Origin of the sequence: Streptomyces rectiviolaceus, from assembly GCF_039533825.1 — a bacterium.
Taxonomy (GTDB): Bacteria; Actinomycetota; Actinomycetes; order Streptomycetales; family Streptomycetaceae; genus Streptomyces; species Streptomyces rectiviolaceus.
Genome location: NZ_BAAAUG010000010.1, coordinates 1 through 16,645, shown reverse-complemented (window position 1 = coordinate 16,645; position 16,645 = coordinate 1). Strand labels below are relative to the sequence as shown.

The following is a 16,645-nucleotide window of genomic DNA, read 5'->3' as shown; positions in this document are numbered from 1 at the left end:
CCCCACCTCATCGTCCCCGGGCCCACCGGCCACGACATCGCTCAACGGTCCACTCTCTCACCCGTGTCCGACGGGTCGGTGCTTTCCGGAGCGGTGTCCGGTGACGGGTCACTCGGCTGCTCGGGGTCGTCCTCACCCGGCTCCGTGCCTGACTCGCCCTCGGGACCGTCCTCCGGGCCCTCCTCGGCCTGCTGCCGGGCGGCCCGCTTGCGCTGGGTGTACATCCGGAATCCGGCGAGGACGAGGAGCAGTACGCCGCCCGCGATGACCAGCATCACGGTGAGGGTGATCTCGGTGACGTTCACGTCGAAGCGGACCGCTTCGCCGTACGGCTGGCCGTCCTCGGTGTAGAGCTGGGCGTAGACCGGGACCGGGCCGTTGGCATTGGCCGTCGTGGTGAACTTCACCGACTGGGCGTGCCCGCCCGCGACCTTGACCGGCTGCTCGTAGTAAGCCTTGTCGCCGATCTTCAGGCGGGTGGGGTTCTCCGAGGTCAGGCGCAGAACCATGTGGTCGACGCCCTGGACCAGGTTGTTCTGCACCGTCACCGGGATGGTCGCGCTGCGGCCCGAGAGCTTCGCGTCGGACTTCTTGATCAGCGCCACTTGTTCGATGAGCGTGGTCAGGTAGTTCTCCACGCCCTGGCGGAATGTCGCCGCCTCGGCGGACCTGCCCCGCCAGGACGTCGACATCTCACGGTCTATGGCCCGCCCGAAGGGCGTGATGACGCGGTCGGGCTCGCTGAGGATCGTCTGGAAGCGGTTGAGTTTGTTCTGGGTGTTCTGGATGGACTTGAAGGCCGACTTCGGCAGCTCCTGCTTGCGCAGCGACGCCGGGTACGACCCGGCCGAAGGCACCTGGGTCGTGGCTGACGGGTCCGGCTTCGCCTTCGCCGCCGCCGACAGGTCCTGCGGCTCCGACCAGCGCTCGTCGGAGAGGGCGGTCAGTGCCTTCGCCATCGCCTGGGCCTGGCTGGCGGACGGCATGCGCTGCGGGGCGACGACGATGTTGCGCTGATTGTCGGGGTCCTGCAGCGTCACCATCAGGCTCTGGGCGAGGAACTGCTGCACGGCGAGCGTGGAGTTCTCGGCCCCTGTCATGTCGCCCTGGAAGGCCGTGGAGAGGCGTGCGTCGGCCACCACGGCCGTCGTGCCGCCGCCGATGGGGCGGGCGGCGTTGGGCGTGTAGGGCAGCGCGTCGCCCTCACGCAGGCTGTCGCTCCGGGTGATCACCGAGTGGGCGCCCGCCGAGGTGGAGACGTCGACGATCGACGGATCGAGGGCGCCGTCAACGGGCCACGCGAAGTCCGACTGCGGCTTGACGTGGAGGATGACCTCCACGGCCTCCGCCCCCACATCGGTGGCGTCCTTGAGCTGGCCCAGGGAACCGGTGACGGTCTTGCCGTTGTGGGCGAGCGAGGCCAGGTCAGGGTCGGCGAAGGGCAGCGCGACGACCTTCTCGTCCTTCACGGTCTGCTCGAGTTTGTTGAGCCACTCCTTGGCGACCGCCTGGCCCTTGCCCGCCGTGGTGCTCTTGCCGTCGGCGGTCTGCACCCGGTAGTTCCGGGTCATCGCGTCGACCGAGGCCAGCAGGTCGGGATCGATGACCCAGGTGACATCGAGCTGGCGGCCCAGGGACAGCATTTGCTCCAGGCGACCGCCGGGGGCGAGCTCCTTGGCCAGGTCGTCGTCCGTGAAGACAGGCGTCTGCTGCTCGTCCGAGCCGGTCTCCGCCGTGAGGTGCGCGGTGGAGATGAGCGGCCACAGATAGGTCGTCTTGGTCTTCGTGTCGGCGGCGTCCGACTGCCACGGCAGGAAGGTCCGCTCGAAGCCGAGCACCTGGGACCAGGGCTGGGCGCTGGTCCGGCCCGTGAGTGAGACACCGAGCTGGTAGACGCCGTCGGCGCCGAGGTCCAGCGCCTTGACGGGTACGGAGATGCTGAAGTCCTGACGGATGCCGGGGGCGAGCTTGGAGAACTTCTTGACGTACTTGCCGCCGACCTCCGTGCCGTCGGCTCCCTGCTGGTAGCCGGTGCGCTTGGCGGCGGAGTCGATCTGGCTCCTGCCGTTCAGGACCGGCCCCAGGCGCAGCCCGACCTCGGCCCCCGTCACCGACTGCTTGCCCTCGTTGGTGACCGTGCCGGAGACGGTGAGCGTGTCTCCGTCCGACGGGGCGGTGGGTGTGAGTTTGTTGAGCGAGACGTCGACGGTGTTCGAACCGGTGGCGTCTGCTGCCGCGCTCGCTTCAGCGCTCGGCGCCGCGGCGTGCGCGGTCGGCGCCGCCGGCAGCTGCAGCATCCCGGTCAGCAATGGGGCCGCAGCCAGCAACGCTGCCGTACGCCGCAGCCACCGGCGGGCAGGTGAGGGACTGGTCCCCGGGAAGTCTGCCGCCTCGGCCACGCGTTGCCCGTCCTCGTTGTCGTCAGTGGTCGTCGGTTGTGCGTCCACGCATGGTAACGAGGTGCGCTGTGGCGAAGTGCCGCGGACTGCTCCACATGATCGGAAGACCTGGCCGGGGAGGGGCGCGCGGCTCCGACGGCCCCGCCGAAAACCGGGCGGCCTGGGGCGTCCGGGGCACGTACCCTTTTCTGTTGTGCCGAACGCCAATGAAGAAAATCCCAGCGCACTGAGCCAGGTGCAGCGCCGCGCGGTCAGTGAACTGCTGCGTGTGTCCCCTGTCGCGGACGATCTTGCCCGCCGTTTCCAGGAGGCCGGGTTCTCCCTCGCCCTGGTCGGCGGGTCGGTCAGAGACGCGCTCCTTGGCCGGCTCGGCAATGACCTGGACTTCACGACCGATGCCCGCCCCGAGGACGTACTGAAGATCGTCAGGCCGTGGGCGGACTCGGTGTGGGAGGTCGGGATCGCCTTCGGTACGGTCGGGAGCCAGAAGGACGGCTACCAGATCGAGGTCACGACCTACCGGTCGGAGGCGTACGACAGGACCTCGCGCAAGCCCGAGGTGTCGTACGGCGACTCCATCGAGGAAGACCTCGTACGCCGTGATTTCACCGTGAACGCGATGGCCGTCGCTCTTCCCGAGAAGGAGTTCGTCGACCCGCACGGGGGGCTCGAGGACCTGGCCGAGCGTGTCCTGCGTACCCCTGGCGCTCCGGAGGACTCGTTCTCCGATGACCCGCTGCGGATGATGCGGGCCGCACGGTTCGCAGCGCAGCTGGACTTCGAGGTGGCTCCGGAGGTCGTCGCGGCGACGAAGGCGATGGCCGAGCGCATCGACATCGTCTCCGCGGAGCGCGTCCGTGACGAACTGAACAAGCTGATCCTCTCGCCGAACCCGGCGAAGGGACTTGCTCTACTTGTCGACACGGGCCTCGCCGACCGCGTGCTGCCCGAGCTTCCGGCGCTGCGTCTGGAGAGCGACGAGCACCATCGTCACAAGGACGTCTATGACCACTCGCTGATCGTCCTCGAGCAGGCGATGGCGCTGGAGGAGGACGGCCCGGACCTGACGCTGCGGCTCGCGGCGCTGCTGCACGACATCGGGAAGCCGCGGACACGGCGCTTCGAGGACGACGGCCGGGTCTCCTTCCACCACCACGAGGTGGTGGGCGCCAAGATGACCAAGAAGCGGATGACGGCGCTCAAGTACTCGAACGAGCTCGTCAAGGACGTCTCGCGTCTGGTGGAGCTGCACCTGCGTTTCCATGGCTACGGGACGGGCGAGTGGACGGACTCGGCCGTGCGGCGCTACGTGCGCGACGCGGGCCCTCTCCTCAGCCGACTGCACAAGCTGACCCGGTCCGACTGCACGACGCGGAACAAGCGGAAGGCCAATGCGCTGTCACGTGCGTACGACGGCCTGGAAGAGCGCATCGCGCGGCTTCAGGAGCAGGAGGAGCTGGAGTCGATCCGTCCCGACCTGGACGGCAACGAGATCATGGAGGTCCTGGACGTGCGACCGGGCCCGGCGATCGGTCAGGCCTACAAGTTCCTGCTGGAGCTGAGGCTGGAGAACGGCCCGATGGAGCGGGATGCCGCGGTGGCGGCGCTCAAGGAGTGGTGGGCCGCGCAGGAGTGAGATGGAGCTCGGTGCGATGTTTCACGTGAAACATCGCACCGGATCCGGACATGCGAAGGGGCACTGTTTCACGTGAAACAGTGCCCCTTCGCGTATGCCGCTACTTGTTCTTCAGGCAGAGCACCACATCGTGGCTGCCGCCGGTCTGGTAGTAGGAGACCTCGGTCCCCTTGACCGCGTCGCACTTGCTGACGCTGCTCGTGTTGTCGAACTTCTCGATGACCTCGAACTCGGCGTCACTCGAAGAGCAGTCAGTGTTCTTCAGGTCCGGCGCGGACTGCGTGCCCTTGTTGTGCAGGCAGTCACCGACGGCTGTGGTCTCCGCGTCGCTCTTGCCCAGCTGCCACTTGACGACAGCGATGATGATGGCGACAAGGATGAAGCCACCGATGCGCAGCATGAGCTTCTTGCCGCGCCCACTCGGAGCGGCCGGAGGCGGAATCGGGGCGCCCTGGTTGTAGGGCGGGTAGGGCTGCTGCGGAACGGTGGGCTGGCCGGGCTGGCCGGGGTGCGGCTGCACGCCCTGGCCGTACGGATTCTGGCCCTGGGGCGGAGTAGTCACTTGGGGTTCCCCCTCGAACGGAAGCGCGATGGCGCGGATACGACGTCCGTAAGTTATAGGGATGCAGTGACATCTCTGTAGCCCAGAGAGGCTCTGTGGCATTGATGTGACACTTACTGTGCGTCAAATCTGGCCATAGCGGCAGCAATTGCTGCGTAGATAACGGCCACCGTGACCACCAGCGGAGCCGATCGCCCGTCAGGCGGCAGCATCAGGGCGGCAACTCCGGCCGCGCCGACGAAGGCGACGTTGAACAAGACGTCATAGACGGAGAAGATCCGGCCACGGAAGCTGTCGTCCACCGCTGACTGCACCACCGTGTCCGTGGCGATCTTCGCTCCCTGGGTCGTCAGGCCCAGCAGGAAGGCCGCGACCAGTAGCGGCACAGGTGTGAAGGGGAGGGCCAGCGCCGGTTCCAGGATCGCCGCCGCCCCCGCGCAGGCGACGATCCAACCGCCGGTTGTCAGTCGGTTCACCGCCCAGGGCGTCACCACGGCCGCCGCGAAGAAGCCCGCCCCCGAGACGCCCACGGCGAGCCCGAGCAGGGCAAGCCCGTCGGACTCCGAGGACGACCAGGCGTACCGGCAGAGCATCAGGACCATGACCGACAGGGCGCCGTAGCAGAACCGCATGAACGTCATCGCGAGGAGCGCGCGGGCGGCCGGGCGCCGCTGCGACAGATGCCGCACCCCGGCCGCCAGGTCTCGCGCCGTGCCGGCCAGTGCGGCGCCTATCCGGGGCTGCACCAGTTCCGGGTCCGGTCCGAGGAGTTCACGGGCCATCCGCAGCGAGGCGAGCGCCGCGCAGAGGTACAGGGCGGCCCCGAGCAGGACCACTGCCGCGTCCGAGTCGGGGCCCGCAAGGCGTACGGCGAACGCGAGACCGCCACCCACGGTGGCGGCCAGCGTTCCCGCGGTCGGTGAGAGGGAGTTGGCCATCACCAGGCGCTCGGCGTCGACCACGCGCGGCAGCGCCGCCGAGAGCCCGGCGAGGACGAACCGGTTGACGGCCGTGACGCAGAGCGCGGAGACGTAGAAGAGCCAGTCGGGCACGCCGCTCAGCATCAGCACCGCGGTCACCGAGGCAAGGGCGGCCCGCAGCACGTTGCCGTACAGAAAGACCTGACGGCGTGGCCAGCGGTCGAGGAGTACGCCGGCGAAGGGGCCGATCAGCGAGTACGGCAGGAGCAGCACCGCCATCGCGGACGCGATCGCGGCCGGCGAGGTCTGCTTCTCCGGCGAGAAGACGACGTACGTGGCGAGGGCCACCTGATAGACGCCGTCCGCGCCCTGGGAGATCAGCCGCACGGCGAGCAGACGCCGGAAGTCCCGCAGGCGCAGCAGTACGCGCAGGTCACCGACGACAGCCATGGGGCACAGCCTCACATACGAGGAGGGTCCCCGGGCGGATTGCCCGGGGACCCTCAACAGACGTTCGAGCGGCGAGCTTTAGCGCGCCCCTCTGTGTCTCGCTAGCGCTCGACCTCGCCCTTGATGAACTTCTCGACGTTCTCGTACGCCTCGTCGTCGAAGTACTGCACCGGCGGGGACTTCATGAAGTACGAGGACGCGGAGAGGATCGGGCCGCCGATGCCGCGGTCCTTGGCGATCTTCGCGGCGCGCAGGGCGTCGATGATGACACCGGCCGAGTTCGGGGAGTCCCAGACCTCGAGCTTGTACTCCAGGTTCAGCGGGACGTCACCGAAGGCGCGGCCCTCGAGGCGCACGTACGCCCACTTGCGGTCGTCGAGCCACGCCACGTAGTCCGACGGGCCGATGTGGACGTTGTCGGCGCCCATGTCGCGGTCGCGGATCTGCGAGGTGACGGACTGCGTCTTCGAGATCTTCTTGGACTCGAGGCGGTCGCGCTCCAACATGTTCTTGAAGTCCATGTTGCCGCCGACGTTGAGCTGCATCGTGCGCTCGAGACGGACACCGCGGTCCTCGAACAGCTTCGCCATCACACGGTGCGTGATGGTGGCGCCGACCTGCGACTTGATGTCGTCGCCGACGATCGGGACGCCCGCCTCGGTGAACTTGTCGGCCCACTCCTTGGTGCCGGCGATGAAGACCGGGAGGGCGTTGACGAAGGCGACCTTGGCGTCGATGGCGCACTGCGCGTAGAACTTCGCGGCGTCCTCGGAACCGACCGGCAGGTAGCAGACGAGAACGTCGACCTGCTTGTCCTTGAGGATCTGGACGACGTCGACCGGGGTCTCGTCGGACTCCTCGATGGTCTGGCGGTAGTACTTGCCCAGGCCGTCGAGGGTGTGGCCGCGCTGGACGGTGACGCCCTTGCTCGGCACGTCGCAGATCTTGATGGTGTTGTTCTCGCTGGCGCCGATGGCGTCCGTGAGGTCGAGGCCGACCTTCTTGGCGTCGACGTCGAAGGCGGCGACGAACTCGACATCACCGACGTGGTACTCGCCGAACTGGACGTGCATCAGGCCCGGGACCTTGGCGTCCGGGTCTGCGTCCTTGTAGTACTCGACGCCCTGGACCAGCGAGGCGGCGCAGTTGCCCACGCCGACGATGGCTACGCGAACCGAACCCATTCCGGTTGCTCCCTGTGTGATCTGTGTATTCCGGATGAGACCCTGCGGACCGCGGGGCCTCACTTGGCGGTGTCATCGGACGGATCCGGCGGCGGGTTGGTCTCCCGCCGCCGGGGCAGGCCGCCCGACTCCCCAGATGTGCTGTCGTGCTGAGCGGAGCTGTCCGGGGCGGACCGTTGCTGGTCCCGCCCCGCTCGCTCGCTCTCGATGAGCTCGTTCAGCCAGCGCACTTCGCGCTCCACGGACTCCATTCCGTGCCGCTGCAGCTCAAGCGTGTAGTCGTCCAGGCGCTCCCGGGTACGGGCCAGGGAGGCGCGCATCTTCTCCAGACGCTCCTCGAGGCGGCTGCGACGCCCCTCGAGCACCCGCATGCGTACGTCCCGCGATGTCTGCCCGAAGAAGGCGAAGCGGGCGGCGAAGTGTTCGTCCTCGTACGCGTCGGGTCCGGTCTGTGAGAGCAGCTCCTCGAAGTGCTCCTTACCTTCTGCCGTCAACCGATAGACGATCTTGGCGCGGCGCCCGGAGAGGGGAGCCGCGAGGGCCTCCTCGGGGGTGCCGCCCGATTCCTCGATCAACCAGCCGCTGGCGACCAGCGTCTTGAGGCAGGGGTAGAGCGTCCCGTAGCTGAAGGCGCGGAACACTCCCAGCGATGTATTGAGCCGTTTACGCAGCTCATAGCCGTGCATCGGGGACTCGCGCAGCAGGCCGAGCACGGCGAACTCGAGGATGCCGGAGCGTCTGCTCATCTTCGCCTCCCGTCTGCCAGCGTCTGTCGACACGGACTTTATGCCGAGCTGATGTATCGACTCGATACATCGAGACGATAGAACGGCCTACCTGTTGGGGCAAGAGGGGAAACGGTGAACGGCGTCACATCACCGATTCGTAGGAAGTAACTTGCCTGATTTGGGGTGAACTTCGGTCCTACGAGGGTTTTGACGGTGCGTAGTCTGTGCGCCATGCAGACCGCCGGGAACCAAGTGATGCCTGAGGGCGTCGTTGTCCCTGGTGTAGTGCGGATGAGCGCTGGGAAGGGCGCATCCGTACTTCGGGGGGACCGGAAACCAGCCGCCGTTTCCAGGCGCGGATACCCGCGCCTGCCCGAGGAGTAATCGTTCGATGAGCGAGCACCGTCGCAAACCGCCGCAGCCGCAGGGCGGCGGACGCGCCGCGGCCAGACGCGGCGTCCCAGGCGCGTCGTCCGGCCGCCGCGCGGCACCGCGTGGCGCCACTGGATCGCCCACTTCCTCAACCGGCTCGCACGGATCGGGGGCCCCTGACGACGGGGACCGTTCCTACGGCGGCCGTGCCGAAGCGCGTCGTGCCGCGCAGCGCAGTGGCGCTGTCGGTGCCGGTGGAGGCCGACGCAGAGCAGCCGACGGGTCCGGTGCCGGGCGCGGAGGCGCTGGTGGCGGCGGTCGGCGCGGTGGTGGCGGCCCGAACGGGCCGGGCCGTGGCCGAGGCCGTGGGGGCCATGAGCCCCGCAAGAAGCGCCTGATCGACTACCCGCGTGCGGAGAAGGACGGTCTGCGGCGCTGGGTTCCGTCCTGGCGTCTGGTCGCCGGCCTGTTCGTCGGGTTCCTCGGCAGCCTGATGGCGGTCACGGGAATCGCGTACGCCTTGGTGGAGGTGCCGAAGGTCGACGAAGCGGCCAAGGCGCAGAACAACGTCTATTACTGGGCCGACGGCAAGCAGATGGTTGCGACCGGTGGTGAGACGAACCGCCAGATCATCGACTTCGAGGACATTCCGAAGGAGATGCGCACCGCGGTCATCTCGGCGGAGAACAAGACGTTCGAGGACGACAAGGGCGTCGACCCCATGGGCATCACCCGTGCCCTGGTCAACATGGCCAAGGGCGGGGAGACCCAGGGTGGCTCGACCATCACCCAGCAGTACGTGAAGAACGCGCGCCTGGGCGACCAGTCGCAGACGTTCACGCGCAAGTTCAAAGAGCTCTTCATCTCCATAAAGGTCGGCCGGCAGGTCTCCAAGGAAGACATCATGGCGGGGTATCTCAACACCGCCTACTACGGCCGTGGGGCCTATGGCATCCAGGCCGCCGCCCGTGCCTACTTCGGCGAGGACGCCAGCGACCTGAACCCCAGCCAGTGCGCGCTCCTGGCGACGGTGCTCAAGGGCGCCACGTACTACGACCCGGCGGGCTATCCCGAGGTCGACCCCGCCGCCTCGAAGGACGCGAACACTCAGCGGGCCACGAAGCGGTGGAAGTGGATCCTGGACGAAGAGGTCAAGGACGGCCACCTCACCGCCGAGGTCCGGAACAAGTACACGAAGTTCCCGAGGCTGCAGAACCCTCGCTCCAACGCTCAGCTGGGCGGACAGATCGGTTATCTGGTCGACCTGGCCAAGGCGTACGTGATCAACAACAGCGACGGCCGGATCACGGCCAACGACCTCCAGCAGGGTGGCTACGAGATCCACACGACCTTCAACAGGAACAAGGTCAAGGAACTCGAGAAGTCCGTGGAGAAGGTCCGTAAGGCGAAGATCAAGCCCAAGTTGCGCAAGGACAAGGACACCCACGTCCAGTTCGGTGGCGCGTCCGTGAATCCCAAGAACGGGGCGATCGAGGCCATCTACGGCGGTGAGGACGCGACCAAGCACTTCACCAACAACGCGGACCAGACCGGTGCGCAGGTCGGCTCGACGTTCAAGCCCTTCGTGCTGGCAGCGGCCTTCAAGGACGGGGTCCGCGACCCGAACGGCGCTGAGGTCCAAGGCGAGGGCACGCGCAAGATCGTCAACCCGAAGAGTCTGTACAAGGGCAAGAACAAGCTCAAGATCCAGAACTACGACGGCAGCGTATGGACGGACAGGGAAGGCAAGGAGTGGCTGCAGACCAACGACGGCGACGCGTCCTACAACGCGCCGACCTACGACATTGACCTACGCGAGGCGATGCGGGAGTCCGTCAACTCGGCCTATGTGCAGCTCGGCATGGACGTCGGCCTGGACAAGGTGAAGGAGGCGGCCATCGCCTCCGGCATCAAGGAGAACAGCCTGGCCAGCGCCAATTACCCGTCCTTCTCCCTCGGTACGTCCTCTCCGAGTGCGATCCGCATGGCCGGCTCGTACTCCACCTTCGCGTCCAGCGGCAAGCAGAACGACCCGTACTCGGTGAAGGAAGTCGAGCACAAGGGCAACACGGTCTTCCAACACGATTCGAAGCCAAAGCGGGCCTTTGACCCGGAGGTCGCCGACAACGTCACCGACGTGCTCAGGACCGTAGTCGAGAAGGGAACGGGCACCTCGGCCCAGCTGAGCGGCCGCCAGGTGGCGGGCAAGACCGGTACGACCGACGGCAACAAGTCCGCCTGGTTCGTCGGCTACACCCCGCAGCTGTCGACCGCGATCAGCATGTACCGCCTCGACGACAACGAAGGGAACAAGAAGCGAGAGTTCCTGGAGATGTTCGGCACGGGTGGCGAGGAGAAGATCCACGGAGCCTCGTTCCCCGCGCAGATCTGGAAGGACTACATGGAGCAGGCCCTCAAGGACGCTCCTGTGAAGAACTTCCCGGTCCCGAAGCCGATCGGCCAGGTCGTCGGTGAGACGCCGCCGCCGACCCCGAGCCCGACCCCGTCGGAGACCGAGGAGCCTGAGGAGTCCCCCTCCCCGAGCCCCACGGACACCGGGCCGTCCCCGAGCCCCTCAGGGAGCCCCGATCCCGGCGAGTCCTGTGCCGACTGGGACTGGCAGTGCAACAACAACGGCGGTACGTCGGACGGCGGGACCACCGACGGCAGTACCGGAGGGGAGTCACCACCGGCCACCGACGAACCCACGGGCGGTGGAGGAAACAACGGGAGCGGCAACGGAGGCATCTTCGGCGGCCCGTCAGGCTGACCGGGGACCCGTGCGTGTGTTTCACGTGAAACGCACGGTTTCACGTGAAACATGCGCCGCCGAACGCTGAGGAGGGCCGCCACACCGCACCGGTGTGGCGGCCCTCTCCGTGTTCTCAGGTGCGTACGGCAGGATGTGCGGCATGCCCAGTGCAGAGACGACGCGCACGAGCGTGCACAAGACCACTAGTGCACAACCGCCGGAACCCGTACGGCCGACCAAGGAGGATGAGGTCGCCGCGGCCGGCAGCGAGCTGATCGGTGGACCCATCGGCCGCAGAGTGCTCTACGCGGCGACATGGTGGACTCCCGTACGCGTCATCGCGCTCATCGCGATCGGGATGTTCGCGCTCGGCATGGTGCAGAAGCTGCCGTGTTACGACGGCGCCTGGTTCCAGGGCGCGAGCTCCCAGTACACGCATGCCTGCTACTCCGACATCCCGCACCTCTACCAGGGGCGCGGCTTCGCCGAGGGGCTCGTGCCCTACTTCGACAAGCTGCCCGGCGACATGGAGTACCTCGAATACCCGGTGCTGACCGGCGTGTTCATGGAGGTGGCCTCCTGGCTGACACCCGGCAGCGGCAGCATCCAGCACCAGGAGAAGTTCTACTGGATGGTCAACGCCGGGATGCTGATGGCCTGTACGGCGGTCATCGCCGTCTGCGTCGCCCGCACCCACCGGCGCCGCCCCTGGGACGGCCTGATGGTTGCCCTGGCACCCGCCTTCGCGTTGACGGCCACCATCAACTGGGACCTGTTCGCCGTTGCTCTCACGGCCGCCGCGATGCTGATGTGGGCGCGCGGGGGGACGCTCTCCGCGGGCATCCTGCTCGGCCTGGCGACCGCCGCGAAGCTCTACCCGGCGCTGCTCCTGGGCCCGCTGCTCATCCTGTGCTGGCGGGCGGGGCGCTGGCGGGCCTTCTGCATGACGGCCGGGGCCGCGGTGGGCGCCTGGCTCGTGGTGAACCTGCCCGTGATGATCACGCACGACGCGACGGGCTTCCACATCCGCGAGGGCTGGGCGAAGTTCTACACCTTCAGCCAGGAACGGGGAGTCGACTTCGGCTCGTTCTGGCTGATCCTCTCGCAGCGCATGGACGAGCCGCTGTCCACGGACACGGTCAATACCCTGGCGACGGCATTGATGCTCCTGGCCTGTCTCGGGGTCGGCGCGCTGGGTCTGACCGCGCCCCGCCGACCGCGCTTCGCGCAGCTCGCCTTCCTGGTGGTCGCCGCGTTCATCCTCACCAACAAGGTCTACTCACCGCAGTACGTCCTGTGGCTGATCCCCCTCGCCGCGCTGGCCCGGCCGCGCTGGCGTGACTTCCTGATCTGGCAGGCGTGTGAGGTCGCGTACTTCCTGGGGATCTGGCTGTATCTCGCGTACACGACAAGCGGAGACGCCCACAAGGGCCTGCCGACCGAGGGCTATCAACTCGTCATCGTGGTCCACCTGCTGGGAACGCTGTACCTGTGCGCCGTCGTCGTACGCGACATCCTGATGCCGGAGAGGGACCCGGTGCGGCGGTCCGGCGACGACGACCCCTCTGGGGGCGTCCTGGACGGCGCGAAGGACGTCTTCGTCCTCGGTCAGGCTGCCCATCCGCCGCGGCACGCGGTGCATTCCACCGAGGGGACCTACGTGCGGTGGGGGACGAGATCGACCGACGTTTCACCCTGAGCGAACAGGTCGCCTGAGCGAACAGGCCGCCCGGCGGCCGGAAGTGACTGAGGGCCGTGAACGACTGAAGGGCCGGGAGCGACAACTGTCGCTCCCGGCCCTTCAGCCTGTGGTCGGTCCGGCTGTGATCAGCGGTCGACGATGCGGTCGAACTGCGTGGTGGTGTGCCGCAGATGGGCCACCAGCTCCTCGCCCACCTTCGGCTCGGGCGCGTCCGAGGGCACGAAGAGGATGGAGACCTGCATGTGCGGCGGCTCCGCGAACCAGCGCTGCTTGCCGCCCCAGACGAACGGCGACAGGTTGCGGTTGACGGTCGCGAGGCCCGCGCGGGCCACACCCTTCGCACGCGGCACCATGCCGTGCAGCGCCTTCGGCGCCTCCAGGCCCACGCCGTGCGACGTGCCGCCCGCGACGACGACCAGCCAGCCGTCGGAGGCGGCCTTCTGCTGGCGGTAGCCGAAGCGGTCGCCCTTGGTCACCTGAGTGACGTCCAGGACGGCGCCGCGGTACTCGGTGGCCTCGTGGTCACCCAGCCACAGATGCGTACCGATGCGCGCGCGGAAGCGCGTCTGCGGGAACTGCTGCTGCAGGCGGGCGAGTTCGTTGGCCTTGAGGTGGCTGACGAACATCGTGTGCAGCGGAAGACGGGCGGCACGCAGCCGGTCCATCCAGCCGATGACCTCCTCGACGGCGTCCGAGCCGTCGGTGCGGTCCAGCGGCAGGTGGATCGCGAAGCCCTCGAGCCGCACGTCCTCGATGGCCGCGTGCAGCTGTGAGAGCTCCTGCTCGCTCACGCCGTGCCGCTTCATCGAGGACATGACCTCGATGACGACGCGGGCGCCCACGAGGCCGTGTACGCCGTCCAGGGACGATACGGAGCGGATGACGCGGTCGGGCAGTGGCACGGGCTCCTCGCCCCGCCGGAACGGGGTCAGGACCAGCAGATCACCGCTGAACCAGTCCTTGATCCGGGCGGCTTCGTACGTGGTGCCGACGGCGAGGACGTCGGAGCCGAAGCGGGTCGCTTCCTCCGCGAGGCGCTCATGACCGAAGCCGTAGCCGTTGCCCTTGCAGACCGGGACGATTCCCGGGAACTGCTCCAGCACGTGCTTGTGGTGTGCCCGCCAGCGCGCGGTGTCGACATAGAGCGTGAGCGCCATGGCCGGATCCCGGAACCTTTCTCGTGGCTGCGGTGTATCAGAGGTAGGAAGACTATTTGTGGCTGTGCGAATTGTGCGGGGTCGGTGCGGTCAGCGGCGCGACATGTAGATGTCGAGCGCCTTGTGGAGCAGCTTGTTGAGCGGGAAGTCCCACTCGCCGATGTACTCGACAGCCTCTCCACCCGTGCCCACCTTGAACTGAATCAGTCCGAAGAGGTGGTCCGTCTCGTCCAGAGAGTCGGAGATGCCCCGCAAGTCATAGACGGTGGCGCCGAGCGCGTAGGCGTCCCGGAGCATCCGCCACTGCATCGCGTTCGAGGGCCTGACCTCACGGCCGATGTTGTCCGACGCGCCGTAGGAGTACCAGACGTGCCCGCCGACGACGAGCATCGTCGCCGCGGACAGGTTCACGCCGTTGTGCCGCGCGAAGTACAGCCGCATGCGGTTGGGGTCCTCGGAGTTGAGGGTCCGCCACATCTGCTGGAAGTAGCCCAGCGGCCGCGGACGGAACTTGTCGCGGACCGCGGTGATCTCGTAAAGGCGCTGCCATTCGGCGAGGTCCTCGTAACCACCCTGGACGACCTCGACGCCGGCCTTCTCGGCCTTCTTGATGTTGCGTCGCCACAGCTGGTTGAAGCCCTTGAGGACCTCGTCCAAGGAGCGGTTGGCCAGCGGTACTTGAAAGACGTAGCGCGGCTGTACGTCACCGAAGCCGGCGCCGCCGTCCTCGCCCTGCTGCCAGCCCATCTTCCGCAGCCGGTCGGAGACTTCGAAGGCACGCGGCTCGATGTGCGAGGCCTCGACGTCCCGCAGTCGCTTCACATCCGGGTTCTGGATGCCCGACTTGATCGCGGGAGCGTCCCAGCGCCGGATGACGACCGGCGGGCCCATCTTCACGGAGAAGGCGCCCTGACGCTTCAGATGCGCGAGCATCGGCTGCAGCCAGTCGTCCAGGTTCGGCGCGTACCAGTTGATGACCGGGCCCTCGGGGAGGTACGCGAGGTAGCGCTTCACCTTGGGCAGTTGCCGGTAGAGCACAAGGCCCGCACCGACGAGTTCGCCGGTCCGGTCGTCGAACCAGCCCAGGTTCTCCGAACGCCATTCACTCTTCACATCCGCCCATGCCGGGACCTGGCAATGACTTGCCGACGGCAGGCTCTGGATATACGCCAGATGCTGCTCGCGACTGATGGTCCTCAGGGTCAGACTCATTCGGGGCGCTCCTCGGGCTGGTGTGTCCCCATGGGTACAGGGGCTCCGGCTCTCGCGCCGAAGCCTACTGTGCCCCGAGAGCGCCCCGTCTGGGCGTACGGAACCTTGGCCCCCGGCCCATGCGCGGCGGGGGCTTCGAGGGGTGGCTACCAGAGCCCGCCGAAGAGCCCGCCGTGTGCCATACCCAGGAAGAATCCGACCGCCGATGCGCCGAGGCCGAGGATCAGGCCGAAGCGCTCGCGGGTCGTCTCAGAGATGAACTGTCCCCACGCACCCGTGGCGATCCCCACCAGGCCGGCCCAGGAGCTGAGCAGGTGGAGGTTGTGGAACATCGCCGAGACGAAGGCGATCGCCCCCAGGACCAGGGTCACGCCGAGCAGCGTGTCCTGCATGGGATGGGCCTTGCCGTCCGTGGCGAAGAGGGAACCAGCGGTGTTCGGTCGCAATGTCTGTGCCATGAGGCACCTCCTGCGTAAGGCGGCGCACCGTAGCGCCATACACACCCGATGTGTACAGATTCTGCCCGCCAGACGCAGGATTTCAACCGGAAGCCCAGGTGCGGGTACTCTGTACCGTCTGCACCGGTGTCTGCCCATGCCATGGCAGGGACTCCCGATCGGTCTACTGATCGGGGAGCCCGATTGTCAGTGGCTGCCGATACCGTTGCGTACGCATCACGACCCTCCTGCCACGGAACGACCGTGGCCGCTGAGTCCAAAGGAGGTGGGTTCCACATGCGTCACTACGAAGTGATGGTCATCCTCGACCCCGATCTCGAGGAGCGCGCTGTCTCCCCGTTGATCGAGAACTTCCTCTCCGTTGTCCGTGAGGGCAGCGGAAAGGTTGAGAAGGTCGACACCTGGGGCCGTCGTCGTCTCTCGTACGAGATCAAGAAGAAGCCCGAGGGCATCTACTCGGTCATCGACCTGCAGGCCGAGCCTGCGGTCGTCAAGGAGCTCGACCGCCAGATGAACCTGAACGAGTCGGTCCTCCGGACCAAGGTCCTCCGTCCCGAGACCCACTGAGCTTCTTAGCTCAGCGGTACTCGGGATCCGAGTAGCAGCAGCAAAAGCAGCCAGCAGCAAACCCGCCGAGAGGTTCCCCCATGGCAGGCGAGACCGTCATCACGGTTGTCGGCAATCTTGTCGACGACCCCGAGCTGCGCTTCACCCCGTCCGGTGCGGCGGTCGCGAAGTTCCGTGTCGCGTCCACTCCCCGCACCTTCGACCGTCAGACCAATGAGTGGAAGGACGGCGAGAGCCTCTTCCTCACCTGCTCGGTCTGGCGTCAGGCGGCGGAGAACGTCGCGGAGTCGCTTCAGCGAGGCATGCGCGTCGTCGTGCAGGGCCGGTTGAAGCAGCGGTCCTACGAGGACCGTGAGGGCGTCAAGCGCACGGTCTACGAGCTGGACGTCGAGGAAGTCGGCGCCAGCTTGAAGAACGCCACGGCCAAGGTCACCAAGACCACCGGTCGAGGCGGCCAGGGCGGCGGATTCGGCGGCGGTGGCGGCGGTCAGCAGCAGGGCGGCGGCAACTGGGGCGGCGGCTCCGGTGGCGGTCAGCCGCAGGGCG

General features: G+C 67.3%; 14 protein-coding genes. 6 read left to right on the top strand and 8 right to left on the bottom strand.

Features of this window, described 5'->3' with window-relative positions; genetic code table 11:
* Nucleotides 1-41: 41 nt before the first annotated feature.
* Nucleotides 42-2,399, bottom strand: a complete 2,358-nt coding sequence (locus tag ABD378_RS01485) for a DUF6049 family protein (RefSeq protein WP_344518546.1) — start codon at nucleotides 2,397-2,399, stop codon at nucleotides 42-44.
* A gap of 193 nt (nucleotides 2,400-2,592) precedes the next feature.
* Here ABD378_RS01485 and ABD378_RS01480 point away from each other — a divergent pair, with 193 nt between their 5' ends.
* Nucleotides 2,593-4,035 carry a CCA tRNA nucleotidyltransferase gene (locus ABD378_RS01480; RefSeq protein WP_344518412.1) on the top strand — a complete coding sequence of 481 codons (1,443 nt, stop codon included), beginning with the start codon at nucleotides 2,593-2,595 and terminating at the stop codon, nucleotides 4,033-4,035.
* Between the two features lie 100 nt (nucleotides 4,036-4,135).
* On the opposite strand, the gene ABD378_RS01475 is transcribed toward ABD378_RS01480, so the two are convergent.
* The 4 genes from ABD378_RS01475 to ABD378_RS01460 all read right to left on the bottom strand — a co-directional run bounded on the left by ABD378_RS01475 (nucleotide 4,136) and on the right by ABD378_RS01460 (nucleotide 7,897).
* Nucleotides 4,136-4,597, bottom strand: coding sequence for an LppU/SCO3897 family protein (locus ABD378_RS01475; protein ID WP_344518411.1), 462 nt, complete (start codon nucleotides 4,595-4,597; stop codon nucleotides 4,136-4,138).
* Between the two features lie 113 nt (nucleotides 4,598-4,710).
* On the bottom strand, nucleotides 4,711-5,967 hold the full coding sequence (locus ABD378_RS01470; protein ID WP_344518409.1) for an MFS transporter: 1,257 nt from the start codon (nucleotides 5,965-5,967) through the stop codon (nucleotides 4,711-4,713).
* A gap of 101 nt (nucleotides 5,968-6,068) precedes the next feature.
* A complete protein-coding gene (locus ABD378_RS01465; protein ID WP_344518408.1) occupies nucleotides 6,069-7,151 on the bottom strand; it encodes an inositol-3-phosphate synthase in 1,083 nt (360 codons plus the stop codon).
* Between the two features lie 59 nt (nucleotides 7,152-7,210).
* The gene (locus ABD378_RS01460; protein ID WP_344518407.1) at nucleotides 7,211-7,897 is read right to left on the bottom strand and encodes a PadR family transcriptional regulator; all 687 of its coding nucleotides are present in this window, start codon (nucleotides 7,895-7,897) and stop codon (nucleotides 7,211-7,213) included.
* A gap of 575 nt (nucleotides 7,898-8,472) precedes the next feature.
* Here ABD378_RS01460 and ABD378_RS01455 point away from each other — a divergent pair.
* The 3 genes from ABD378_RS01455 to ABD378_RS01445 all read left to right on the top strand — a co-directional run bounded on the left by ABD378_RS01455 (nucleotide 8,473) and on the right by ABD378_RS01445 (nucleotide 12,702).
* Entirely contained in the window at nucleotides 8,473-8,649 is a 177-nt protein-coding gene (locus tag ABD378_RS01455; protein WP_344518406.1) for a hypothetical protein, read from the top strand.
* A gap of 95 nt (nucleotides 8,650-8,744) precedes the next feature.
* Complete coding sequence (locus tag ABD378_RS01450; RefSeq protein WP_344518405.1) at nucleotides 8,745-11,021, top strand: transglycosylase domain-containing protein; 2,277 nt, start codon at nucleotides 8,745-8,747, stop codon at nucleotides 11,019-11,021.
* 133 nt (nucleotides 11,022-11,154) lie between these two features.
* The gene (locus ABD378_RS01445) at nucleotides 11,155-12,702 is read left to right on the top strand and encodes a glycosyltransferase family 87 protein (protein ID WP_344518544.1); all 1,548 of its coding nucleotides are present in this window, start codon (nucleotides 11,155-11,157) and stop codon (nucleotides 12,700-12,702) included.
* Between the two features lie 128 nt (nucleotides 12,703-12,830).
* Here the strand turns inward: ABD378_RS01445 and ABD378_RS01440 are convergent, their stop codons facing one another.
* The 3 genes from ABD378_RS01440 to ABD378_RS01430 all read right to left on the bottom strand — a co-directional run bounded on the left by ABD378_RS01440 (nucleotide 12,831) and on the right by ABD378_RS01430 (nucleotide 15,532).
* On the bottom strand, nucleotides 12,831-13,862 hold the full coding sequence (locus ABD378_RS01440; RefSeq protein ID WP_344518404.1) for an alanine racemase: 1,032 nt from the start codon (nucleotides 13,860-13,862) through the stop codon (nucleotides 12,831-12,833).
* A 90-nt stretch (nucleotides 13,863-13,952) separates the two neighbouring features.
* On the bottom strand, nucleotides 13,953-15,074 hold the full coding sequence (locus ABD378_RS01435; RefSeq protein WP_344518403.1) for a lipid II:glycine glycyltransferase FemX: 1,122 nt from the start codon (nucleotides 15,072-15,074) through the stop codon (nucleotides 13,953-13,955).
* Nucleotides 15,075-15,220: 146 nt separating this feature from the next.
* Nucleotides 15,221-15,532, bottom strand: a complete 312-nt coding sequence (locus ABD378_RS01430) for a hypothetical protein (protein ID WP_344518402.1) — start codon at nucleotides 15,530-15,532, stop codon at nucleotides 15,221-15,223.
* Between the two features lie 276 nt (nucleotides 15,533-15,808).
* On the opposite strand from ABD378_RS01430, the gene rpsF reads away from it, so the two are divergent.
* Together rpsF and ABD378_RS01420 are read left to right on the top strand one after the other, a co-directional pair.
* Complete coding sequence (gene rpsF / locus ABD378_RS01425; protein ID WP_280887590.1) at nucleotides 15,809-16,099, top strand: 30S ribosomal protein S6; 291 nt, start codon at nucleotides 15,809-15,811, stop codon at nucleotides 16,097-16,099.
* Nucleotides 16,100-16,179: 80 nt separating this feature from the next.
* A partial coding sequence (locus ABD378_RS01420) for a single-stranded DNA-binding protein (RefSeq protein WP_344518401.1) occupies nucleotides 16,180-16,645 on the top strand: 466 nt, incomplete at its 3' end.

What these genes read in the sequence shown, in the direction of transcription:
- ABD378_RS01470 (WP_344518409.1), bottom strand. Translation starts at nt 5,967, where the DNA reads ATGGCTGTCGTCGGTGACCTGCGCGTACTGCTGCGCCTGCGGGACTTC.
- ABD378_RS01465 (WP_344518408.1), bottom strand. Translation starts at nt 7,151, where the DNA reads ATGGGTTCGGTTCGCGTAGCCATCGTCGGCGTGGGCAACTGCGCCGCC.
- ABD378_RS01460 (WP_344518407.1), bottom strand. Translation starts at nt 7,897, where the DNA reads ATGAGCAGACGCTCCGGCATCCTCGAGTTCGCCGTGCTCGGCCTGCTG.
- ABD378_RS01450 (WP_344518405.1), top strand. Translation starts at nt 8,745, where the DNA reads ATGGCGGTCACGGGAATCGCGTACGCCTTGGTGGAGGTGCCGAAGGTC.
- ABD378_RS01445 (WP_344518544.1), top strand. Translation starts at nt 11,155, where the DNA reads ATGTGCGGCATGCCCAGTGCAGAGACGACGCGCACGAGCGTGCACAAG.
- ABD378_RS01440 (WP_344518404.1), bottom strand. Translation starts at nt 13,862, where the DNA reads ATGGCGCTCACGCTCTATGTCGACACCGCGCGCTGGCGGGCACACCAC.
- ABD378_RS01435 (WP_344518403.1), bottom strand. Translation starts at nt 15,074, where the DNA reads ATGAGTCTGACCCTGAGGACCATCAGTCGCGAGCAGCATCTGGCGTAT.
- ABD378_RS01430 (WP_344518402.1), bottom strand. Translation starts at nt 15,532, where the DNA reads ATGGCACAGACATTGCGACCGAACACCGCTGGTTCCCTCTTCGCCACG.
- rpsF (WP_280887590.1), top strand. Translation starts at nt 15,809, where the DNA reads ATGCGTCACTACGAAGTGATGGTCATCCTCGACCCCGATCTCGAGGAG.